Source organism: Acinetobacter sp. 'aerobic (ED)' (assembly GCF_904886855.1).
GTDB lineage: Bacteria > Pseudomonadota > Gammaproteobacteria > Pseudomonadales > Moraxellaceae > Acinetobacter > Acinetobacter courvalinii.
Genome location: NZ_CAJHGI010000006.1, coordinates 248,105 through 258,616 on the forward strand (window position 1 = coordinate 248,105; position 10,512 = coordinate 258,616).

Genomic DNA, 10,512 nt, shown 5'->3' on the forward strand with positions numbered 1-10,512 from the left:
CACCGAAGTATTAGGGTGCCTATTTCGAAATAGTTAGGACTAGCAATGACTGATAATGCAACGATCTTGCAGCATGTACCAGTAGGTAAAAAAGTAGGGATTGCCTTCTCTGGTGGTTTAGACACTTCAGCAGCTTTATTATGGATGAAACAGAAAGGCGCAGAGCCTTATGCATACACTGCAAATCTGGGTCAACCTGATGAAGATGACTATGATGCTATTCCAAAGAAAGCTGAACAGTACGGCGCAGTCAAAGCTCGATTAATCGATTGTCGTTTACAACTTGCGCTTGAAGGTATTGCAGCGATTCAATGTGGCGCATTCCATATCAGCACGGGCGGTGTTCCTTATTTCAATACCACACCTTTAGGTCGTGCAGTGACAGGTACCATGCTGGTCACCGCAATGAAAGAAGATGACGTTAATATCTGGGGTGATGGCTCGACTTATAAAGGTAACGATATTGAACGTTTCTATCGTTACGGTTTATTGACCAACCCTGCCCTTAAAATCTATAAACCGTGGTTAGACCAACAGTTTATTGATGAGTTAGGTGGCCGTGCCGAAATGTCGCAATTCTTAATCGACAACGGCTTTGACTATAAAATGTCAAAAGAAAAAGCCTATTCAACTGACTCGAATATGTTGGGCGCAACACATGAAGCCAAAGATTTAGAATACCTGAATGCCGGTATTAAAATCGTCGATCCGATCATGGGCGTGGCATTCTGGAAAGACGAGGTTGAAATCCAGCCAGAACAAGTGAGCATTACTTTTGAAGAAGGTATGCCGGTTGCACTGAATGGTCAACGTATCGAAGATCCGGTTGAATTTATTTTAGAAGCAAACCGTATCGGTGGCCGTCATGGTTTAGGTATGTCTGACCAGATCGAAAACCGTATTATCGAAGCAAAATCTCGCGGTATTTATGAAGCACCAGGCATGGCATTGTTACACATTGCTTATGAGCGTCTAGTCACCGGTATTCATAACGAAGATACCATTGAACAATACCGTATCAACGGTTTACGTTTAGGTCGTTTACTTTACCAAGGTCGCTGGTTCGATTCACAAGCATTGATGCTTCGTGAAACTGCACAACGTTGGGTTGCGAAAGCGATTACCGGTACTGTAACACTTGAATTACGTCGTGGTAATGATTACACCATCATGAACACTGAATCTCCTAACCTCACTTATGAAGCTGAGCGTTTAACGATGGAGAAAGGTGATTCGATGTTTACACCGATGGATCGTATCGGTCAGTTAACCATGCGTAACCTTGATATCACAGATACACGTGCAAAACTGGGTATCTACACAGAAACTGGTCTGCTTTCTGTAGGTCAAGGCTCTGCAATTCCACAATTGGAAAACAAATCAAAATAAGCATTTGATACATTGGTATCAAACCTTAAAAGGCTGAATCTTGTATTCGGCCTTTTTTATACCCTTACAATAAGCAACCCATCATCTCAATTATAGAACAATACGTCGCAATAAAAGACTATTTACCCCTATTATGAATCGATAATATAAGCATCAAGCAGAACATAATAATTTGGGAGATGAAAGATGAATGCTTATCTACATCGTAGTGAAAATCGTGGTCATGTTAAAGCAGGCTGGTTAGACACCTACCATAGTTTTTCATTTGGTAGCTGGTACAACCCGAAATACATGGGTGTCAGTGCCCTGCGCGTCATTAATGATGATACCGTGGCTGCACACAATGGTTTTGGTACTCACCCGCATGACAATATGGAAATCCTGACTTGTGTACTGGATGGCATCATTTCCCATAAAGACAGCATGGGCAATGAAGGCCAGATCAATGCAGGTGAATGGCAATTGATGAGTGCGGGTACAGGTGTCACGCACAGTGAAATGAACAAGCATGATAAAGCGGTGCATCTGTTACAGATCTGGATTCAACCGAATGTACAAGATGTGGAACCCACCTATCAGCAAATTCAGCTCAATCCGAAAGATCATCCAAACCAATGGCACTTGATCGCAGGTGATGAATCTGCACCAATGCTGATCCGTCAAAATGCTGAAGTGAAAACCGCGGTCATTGAAAAAGATCAACATCTAGACATTACAGCACGGAAAAAAGTGAACTACGTGCATGTAATTTCAGGTGAAGTGATGATTGCAGATCATTTAGTCAAAGCTGGTGATGCCTTGCTATTTGATGAAACAGCCACCATTACTGCGCTGCAAGACAGTCAGATGATCTGGTTTGACCTACCTTAAGTCCCGGTTTAACTCGTACTCCTCCCTCGGGGGTACGAGCTTTTTAATCGCTACTTCCCCCACCATCACAACTCCCCGAATCCGAGCTAGTACTGTCACTTATAGTACAGTGATCGGTATGTCTGGAAGCATGATGTTGAGATGAGTCATTGATATAAGGCGTTGGCGAATACGAATCACTAGAGTCAGATGAAACTTGTCTAGCGCTGGTTTTCTTTACCCAGAGAATGAATAAAACCAAGCCAATCACAACCAGTACAATAATAAATAACAGCATTAGAAATCTTGTGTGCCCTGCCAATCTTTAGAAACGACTATATCCTGAGTCTAGACTTTAAAAAAGATAGACATTAAAAAAGCCCGATTAACGGGCTTTTCTACAACCTTGAACATTTTTAAAAACAATCTAGATTGTTTCGTTCGTTGTTAGCTGTGTATTCAGGTCATCATATCTTTTTGCATTTAGGCAAGATTTCTCTTAAATCCCAAATAGTATATGACTTCCTTATTGTTTAAATTAGCACCAATTATGAATGGGGTCAAGTGTCCTGTTAATGCTAAAAAGCTATACCCAACACAGCATGGCCGTGCCGAAGCAAACTATCTAAACAATGTGTTGAACTCAAAATAATGTCCTCATTAAAAGACTAAATATTATTGGTTTTTACGTTCTTTATTCACCAGATAATCCACCACTTGCACAACCTTTTCATCACCGCCCTGAACAATATATTTACCATTTACCACGACCGCAGGAACGCCAGTGAGTTGGTATTTACGCGCCAATTGATTGGATTCGGCAATTTTTGCTGTAATTGCAAAAGAATCAAACATGCTATTAAACTTTTGCTCAGGTACGCCGTATTGGGTAAAAAATTTAGCAAAAGCTTCCTTTTGCAAAACTCTTTGATTGCCAGAAAAATTGGCATGGAATAATGGTAAATGTGTACGCTTACGAACGCCTAATGCTTCACTGACATAATAAGCACGCGCACCCTGCTCCCACATGGGTGTCATTGCTGCCGGCGTACGAAGAAAATACACATCTTTTGGAATCTTCTTCAACCAGCTTTGCATATGCGGTTCTAATTTAAAGCAATAGGTACAGCCATACCAAAAAAATTCCCGTACCTCGATTTTATCTGGAACAGACGTTTTTTCTGGATTTTGTACAACCGTATAATCTTTACCTGCAACAAAATCTGCTGCCATTGTCTGGGTAGAAAGTACTGCAACCATTGCAGTAAGGCCCGTTAAAATAAATTTTTTCATTAACTTCACTAAGCTCATAACGCCTTTTATCGCGCCTGAGAATTTATAAGTAATACCATTCCAAAACCTCATCGTAAAACACTGTTTATGTCCTTAAACAGTCGATATCAGACTACGATAGGCATAGTTTACTCGAGAAATGCCCTACAAAAAGTAGGTCTTATAAATTATCGATTAAAATCAACAATTAAAAACAAAAATACTACAGCTTAATAGATCTATTATTAAGATTCATGTCGTTACGTCTTGTTTTATCAGTTAGTCTCAGCCGCCTTTTTAAAGCTATAAAAAAAAGCCCTGGATCGTTTCGAATCAGGGCTTTGGAGTTCATGTAACTTCATAAAAAGTTATATGACTTTAATATCTTGGTAGGTATATCCAGACTCGAACTGGAGACCTCTACGATGTCAACGTAGCGCTCAATTAATAAATTCAATCACTTAATGCTAATCGGCGCCCAATGTTTGCCAATTATTTTTGTTACATTAATCGTTCTTATTTTAAGCGCTGCTTAATTTTTATTAATTGCAGTATTTCATCGCTTTTTTTATTCTACAAAAGAATAAATTATGATGTATTACAAATTTTTATGATAAGAATCTTTTATGTATACAAGCTATAAAACAATAGCCGAGTACAATTATTAAATCTACTTAAACCCATATTAAAAACATACAGCAACTCCAATACACCCAAAAAATTACTAATAGAAAAACTTATTTTTCATCATTGCTAAAATAAAAAATCAAGGAAAAAACAATCAAAAATAAAACAGAAAAACTAAATTTACCGTACCATTTACCGTACCACTTTTGTTCAAAAAACTCAAAATTTAACCTTTCCGCTCTAAAGCTATACCAATCTGTAACATAATAACCTTCTGGTTTAAATGAATAAAAATCAAGAAGCGGATAAAAGCTAAAACTTAATAACAACCCACCCACTAAAAAGACACACATCCTAATTAAACCAATATATATATTAGCAGTATTGAATTCAAAAAATAGAAAATAAAGAACACACAAAAGCAAAGATAATATAATTAAGTAATAAGCCGTAAAAACAGCTATTTTCACTTCAAAACCATAAAAAAAACTTGAATAAAATTCAAAACAGACAATAGCTACAAGAAAAAAAATCAATGCTTTCATGCTTAAAACCAATTAGGATAATAAAAAAATAGGAGAAATAATGAGAATTGTTTTTAGCAAACAATATCCCACTTAGAATAAAAATCCTCTCTAAAACTCGAGATAAATTTCTTTCTATACTGTGTAGGGCTTAAACCCGTCCATGATCTAAAAGCACGAATAAATGATGTTTGTTCTTGATAAGATAATAATTGTGAAACTTCAAGAACACTTAGAGTCAAATCAGATAAATATTTAATTGATAAATCTCTCCTTATATCTATTAATAATTTTCTAAAGTTCAAGTCGTGCTGTTTAAGTAAATACTGAAACATTCTTGGAGTGTAACCTAACTTTTCAGCTACATTTTCAATCAACACATCTCCATGGTTAAGCGATTGAATAATCTCATTTTTCACAAGAATTTCAAAGGTATCTACATCAGGTAATTTAGCAAATAACTCTTCAGCATATTGAACTAAAAAATAATTTAGAACCTTATCTGCACTTTCTATTCTGATATCCAAAAAACTTAAAGGAAAATATATAGCAGTTCTATCCTGATTAAATAATACAGGGCAACCAAAATATTCAGAAAACGCCTTATGATGTTTAGATTTTTTTGTGCTAAACTCAATTTTAGCAACAGATAAAATTTCTGGTAAAACTAATTTCCTTATAAACATTATAAGTGCGAAAACCATAGTTTCTACTGCAAGGCTATTTGCTCTAAAATTTTTCTCACTCCTCCAGCAGATCATTAAATTTCCTTCATCACTTTTCAAATATATCTCAATAGAATCATAAGCTAATCTATAATATTTAAGAAAGGCCTGTACTGCCTCCCTGATATTTTCACAACTTCCACAGATATAACCCAGAATTCCCATATTTTGTAACTTTACACACTCAGCAATTTTCAAACTTAAACACTGACCTGAATAACTTTTCTCAATATGTTTAAGTAAATTCACCCATTCTGAAAAAGGAATACGATCATTTGGTGTCATATTAGCTGTTCGCAAAGGGAGTTCAATATTTTGTTTTGCACAAAAACTCTCTAACATACATAATAACCCAGCGTTTGCAGATCTAACATTATAAATAGCTCTATACATGACATTAACTCCAAAAATCAAAACAATCCTCAGAACAAAAAAAAATAGGAAAATTTAATCTAAAACCAACACCTTATTAAATTCTTGATAAACACCTAAATCATCAACAAGCGTATAATTTAAAATGTAATTAGAGCTAACAGGTAAATCTCTAGAAATATAATATTCTCTTTTGGATTTTGGATAACACATTAAATCCATTTCATCATTAATATCTAGAGTGTTATTTCCATATAATAATTGTAGATTAATTAATGATGCATGGTATGCTGTAGGGTTAGCGCATTCGAGTACAACTCGATCACTTTTCTTTTTCAGGCTAAATTTTAATTCTTTAGCTAATGTAGATACATCTAAAGGTTTTAAACCTTTTGGGCGATAAAATATTTTTATTTGTGTATTCATAGAAAGACTCATGTAATGAGATTCATTTTCTTTGTCTGTTCTTCTTATAGCCGGTATCTCATATAAATTTAGCCAAAATACCGACTCTTTCTCAGCAGGAAATTGTGACCCATTACTCACAATTCTAACACTTTGCAAACTACTTTGCTTAATTCTTACGACAGGCGGTAGAGCTACAAATGGAATATCTGTAGCATCAGGGTTACCTTCTCCCCTATCAACCCAAGTCTGCAACATAACAGGATATTCATTTGTATTAGCTAACATAATATTTTTTGAAGATTGTCCATTAACAAAAATAATTCTTGTTTTTTCTGCTAATATACCTGCCATAGTTGGAAGGCTCATGAATAAACAATTTGTTGCTAATAAAATTAGATATAACTTCATTACTGGATCTTCACTAGAACATAAGCTGTTGAATTGAATTTCCCTGCAGTCACAGTTTGCCCAGCCAATTTTTTCAAAGACACACTATAGCTTTTGATGTATTGGGTATAGCCTGCTTGTGTTGAACCAATTGAAGTGGCACCAGCTTTAGCTGGATGCCAACCTGCAAGCGCACCACCTCCGGACAAGCCAGGCTGTCCAACGAAATTTATATTTGTTGAAGAATTACTATTATGAAGAAAGACACCGACACCCTGAGCTATTCCACTCGAACCATAATCATCCGCAACCAATGCAGCAACACCATTTTTAGAATTAACTAATCCTAGTTTTTGAGCTGCATTATAAGCTTTCTCTGAAGCTTGAATCCCTATTGCCACTTGATGAGCAGAAGTACCCGAAACAGCTTTATCGGAACACTCAATTGAAACATTAAAGTTGGCATGAGCAGCACCACCTTTATTTAATTCATTTGCGGATATTGTATTGAAGAGAACTAAAGGCGTTGCATTACGTGCCACACAAGTAACATCGTTATAGAGTTGATTACCCAATCGCATCCCATAGCCAAATCCATTGTGCGCACCCCAAAAACGATAATTCCAATTAGAATCAGATCCTTCAATATCTGACTCTAGACCTGGGCCACTTAACTGGATATAAGAATTAGGTTGTGTACACGAATATGTACCAGTAGTTATTTGACCACCACAATAATTCGAACCTGAACCTGAACTTGGAGGTAGACTACTAACTCTATACAATTCAGCATATAAAGTTGGCAAATCTTGTAAACGAATCTGAATTTTATTTCCGATAGTGATATAGTTTTTAACTGGTATAGCTTGCCAATATCTATTTATTACTAAATCATCCATGGTTTGTTTTAAACCTATATATTTATAGTAAGTAGCAAAAACATTGGGTATACCATCTTTTGCTCCTATATCCCAAAATCCTCCTACACGATCATCACCATTAGTTGCAACTAAAAATTTGATTCTTGGCAAATCAGTAATATCACATTGCCATAACACAGTTGATGGTTTTGCACCAGTAGCTGAGAAATTTGTTGGAGGAACAGCGAGCCTTGCAATTAAACTGCCAACAGGCTGGAAATATGTACTTGTTAAGTTTATGGTACCAAAACGCATAACTGCAGTATTATAATCATAGGAGTTTAGGACGCCAGATTTCGTACAAGTTGCATTCGCTGCAAACGATAAAAGTCCAATTACAAAAACTAGTAATCTATTCATTTAGTTATACCTTCAGAACATACTTTAATTAAACGTATTAATGGCTGCTTAATAGACTCTTTATCAAGAAAATAAGAGATCTGACATTGCTGGTTTGATAAGTCACCCCATTGAACTTTAAGATGACCCGATAAACTCTCCGTCTTTACATACATTTGACCACTTTGCCCAACCATACCTACAGTATTTCCATTCTCATCAATTACCTCAGCACCAAGAGGAACATACTCTTGTTCATCCTCTTTTAACTTGGCTTGTATAAGTAATGGATAACCTGTTCGTGTCTTGAATTTTACTTTCACTGCCGCTCCCGCATACGGAGCAATGCGCTGCTCACTACTTTCTATTTCAACATTCTCTTGGAGCCCTTCCGGATCTAAAGCAATATTGTTATAGCGATAGGCCATTAATGAGGGAACAAGGGCATAACCGAAACGATTAATTTTAGCCCCTTGACCGTTATAAACTTTTGCCCCCTCAGCGCCTTTTGCTTCTACTAATGCAAAGGTTTCACCTAAATATGGACCAAATGTGACTCCATCGCTATGAATTGCCAGAGCTCCCTGAGCATTAGTAGAGATTTGCCAAAAATCATCTCCAACAGAGGCATTTACCCCTGTTGAAAGATTAGAAAATCGATTATTAATATTGCTATTCCATACATTTGAATGCATGTTTGCACTACGATTAAATCCAAACATATAGTTTAAAGATTGATCTTTTAGTAATGTGCCTGATAAGGCTGCTTGATAAGAATCATTAGATGCAGAATCATTAGAATATGTTAAATTTAAATATTGTGGATTTTGTGTATGTTTAAAATCCATTGGAAAATTTAAAGAAAAATTGATAGAAGTATCTCTTTTATTATCTTGAAAAAGATTACTAGAATTACTTTGGCTATCTAATGAACTATAAAAACCAATTTCCTTGCGAATTAAAGAAAGGTTTGCAGAAACACCATTTTTAAAGGATTTATTATATCCAATCTGGGTTTGAATATCTTTCTTACGATTATCACGATAATCTTGCATTGACCCAGAAATAAATAAAATTCCGTATTTATCTAAATCCTGGTTTAAAGTTAACTCAACCTTTGATCTTTGAAGATAGCTGGAAGACTGCCATACAGTTCCATTTTTCAAAGCTTCACGTATACCAATTACATCACCTAAATCACGATATCCCTCTGTTGAATATCGATAACCAGCCAAAGAGATATTTGTATTTGTTGAATTAATTTTCTTACTATAAGTTAAATTTGCTAACCATCCATCAGTAGAATCAGTATTTCCAATATTTGCATGCGAGTAAGTAAGATTTGTACCAAAAGCACCAATTATGGATGCATAAGTACCGCCTAGCAAAAAGGCTTGGTAACTCTGAGCAACTCTAGCACCGGAATTAAAAGTAAAGATATTATTAATACCATGCTGATAGGTAATATCAGAGAAATATGTATCGTTACCAATATCTTTAGTACGTCCAATATTCAAATTATAACGATATGTATTAGCACGAAGAGATTCTGGAATGGCAGAAAATGGAACTTTAAACTGATTGACTGTGCCATCGACCTCTTGGACGAGTACTGTAAGGTCACCATTGTAATTAGTTGGATAGAGATCTGTTATTTTAAAAGAACCAGGTGCAACTGTTGTTTGATAGATTTCTTTACCATTTTGGAGAATAGATACTTTGGCATTTGTTTGAGCAACACCTTGCACAACAGGAGCATATCCTCGAACAGATTCGGGAAGCATCCTATCGTCAGATGTAAGTGACAATCCATCAAAACTTAGCCCAGAGAAAAACTGTCCAGAAGAGTACACTTGCCCCAAGGATGCTTGACTATATATTGATTTCAAAGGATAAGTAAAATAGCTTCGGATATTATTCCAAGTTGTTCCTTGACCCTGGTTATAGCTCAAATTCGATTGCTGATGATATTGTAATTTGCCAAAATTAACCCCACCATTTAAAGATAGGTATGCTGATTCCTGGCTAAAATTGTTATCACCAGTCTTAAATGAATTATGATAAAAGTTGGTATTATAATTAATAAAACCAATACTTTCCCCTTTACTCCATTCTGCTGGATTTACATATCCTCTCGGTATATGTAAAATAGCTGCTTGAGGAATACTTATATTTAATCGGAGATTACTTAAATCTAAATTAACTTCACTATCTTTTATATTCTCCTGAATATAAAAACAAGATTTTTGAGCTTCCAACATGGAGGCTATTTCAATATAACTCTTTTGCAGGCCTAATAATTCAATAATATCAGACGAGAAGCAAGGTTTTACTCCATATTCAGTATCATTAAAGTCAAGCTGTATACGCTGAATAAATTGATTATTTAAGTAAACATCAACCTTATAGTTTCCAGGTAAAACATTTTGCTTTTTATTTAAGCGTTCTAATAAGTTTGAACTATCAATAGATTGTCCACGAAATAAAGTACTATCAAAGACATATTCATCTCGAATAGTTACATTTTCCAATAATTCTTTTCTTGAAATTTGTTGAGCAGAATTAGCGCTCTCTGACACTAATACACATGCCACAAAATATAAACAACTTCTAGCTTGCACTATAATTACCTTTATATTATAATAACATAGATGACATAGATGACATAGATGACATAGATGACATAGATGACATAGATGA

The 10,512-nt window shown here is 35.5% G+C and carries 9 protein-coding genes; 2 read left to right on the forward strand and 7 right to left on the reverse strand.

The window, feature by feature from the left end; all coding sequences use genetic code 11:
* The first annotated feature begins 45 nt into the window (after positions 1 to 45).
* On the forward strand, positions 46 to 1,389 hold the full coding sequence (argG, locus tag JO943_RS13910) for an argininosuccinate synthase (RefSeq protein WP_005231277.1): 1,344 nt from the start codon (positions 46 to 48) through the stop codon (positions 1,387 to 1,389).
* A gap of 186 nt (positions 1,390 to 1,575) precedes the next feature.
* Complete coding sequence (locus tag JO943_RS13915; protein ID WP_202741110.1) at positions 1,576 to 2,259, forward strand: pirin family protein; 684 nt, start codon at positions 1,576 to 1,578, stop codon at positions 2,257 to 2,259.
* Between the two features lie 43 nt (positions 2,260 to 2,302).
* Here JO943_RS13915 and JO943_RS13920 read toward each other — a convergent pair whose 3' ends face one another.
* The 7 genes from JO943_RS13920 to JO943_RS13950 all read right to left on the reverse strand — a co-directional run bounded on the left by JO943_RS13920 (position 2,303) and on the right by JO943_RS13950 (position 10,433).
* The gene (locus JO943_RS13920) at positions 2,303 to 2,536 is read right to left on the reverse strand and encodes a hypothetical protein (RefSeq protein ID WP_155757732.1); all 234 of its coding nucleotides are present in this window, start codon (positions 2,534 to 2,536) and stop codon (positions 2,303 to 2,305) included.
* 377 nt (positions 2,537 to 2,913) lie between these two features.
* Positions 2,914 to 3,531: a thiol:disulfide interchange protein DsbA/DsbL gene (locus tag JO943_RS13925; RefSeq protein ID WP_032880495.1), complete on the reverse strand. Its 618-nt coding sequence runs from the start codon at positions 3,529 to 3,531 to the stop codon at positions 2,914 to 2,916.
* Positions 3,532 to 4,247: 716 nt separating this feature from the next.
* Positions 4,248 to 4,682 carry a hypothetical protein gene (locus JO943_RS13930; protein WP_202741111.1) on the reverse strand — a complete coding sequence of 145 codons (435 nt, stop codon included), beginning with the start codon at positions 4,680 to 4,682 and terminating at the stop codon, positions 4,248 to 4,250.
* A 53-nt stretch (positions 4,683 to 4,735) separates the two neighbouring features.
* Positions 4,736 to 5,779 carry an AraC family transcriptional regulator gene (locus tag JO943_RS13935; RefSeq protein ID WP_202741112.1) on the reverse strand — a complete coding sequence of 348 codons (1,044 nt, stop codon included), beginning with the start codon at positions 5,777 to 5,779 and terminating at the stop codon, positions 4,736 to 4,738.
* 54 nt (positions 5,780 to 5,833) lie between these two features.
* Positions 5,834 to 6,517: a molecular chaperone gene (locus JO943_RS13940; RefSeq protein ID WP_227614479.1), complete on the reverse strand. Its 684-nt coding sequence runs from the start codon at positions 6,515 to 6,517 to the stop codon at positions 5,834 to 5,836.
* Between the two features lie 56 nt (positions 6,518 to 6,573).
* On the reverse strand, positions 6,574 to 7,833 hold the full coding sequence (locus tag JO943_RS13945) for a fimbrial protein (protein ID WP_202741114.1): 1,260 nt from the start codon (positions 7,831 to 7,833) through the stop codon (positions 6,574 to 6,576).
* Positions 7,830 to 10,433, reverse strand: a complete 2,604-nt coding sequence (locus tag JO943_RS13950) for a fimbria/pilus outer membrane usher protein (RefSeq protein ID WP_227614481.1) — start codon at positions 10,431 to 10,433, stop codon at positions 7,830 to 7,832. Before JO943_RS13950 ends, JO943_RS13945 begins: the two co-directional genes overlap by 4 nt.
* Between the last annotated feature and the right edge of the window lie 79 nt (positions 10,434 to 10,512).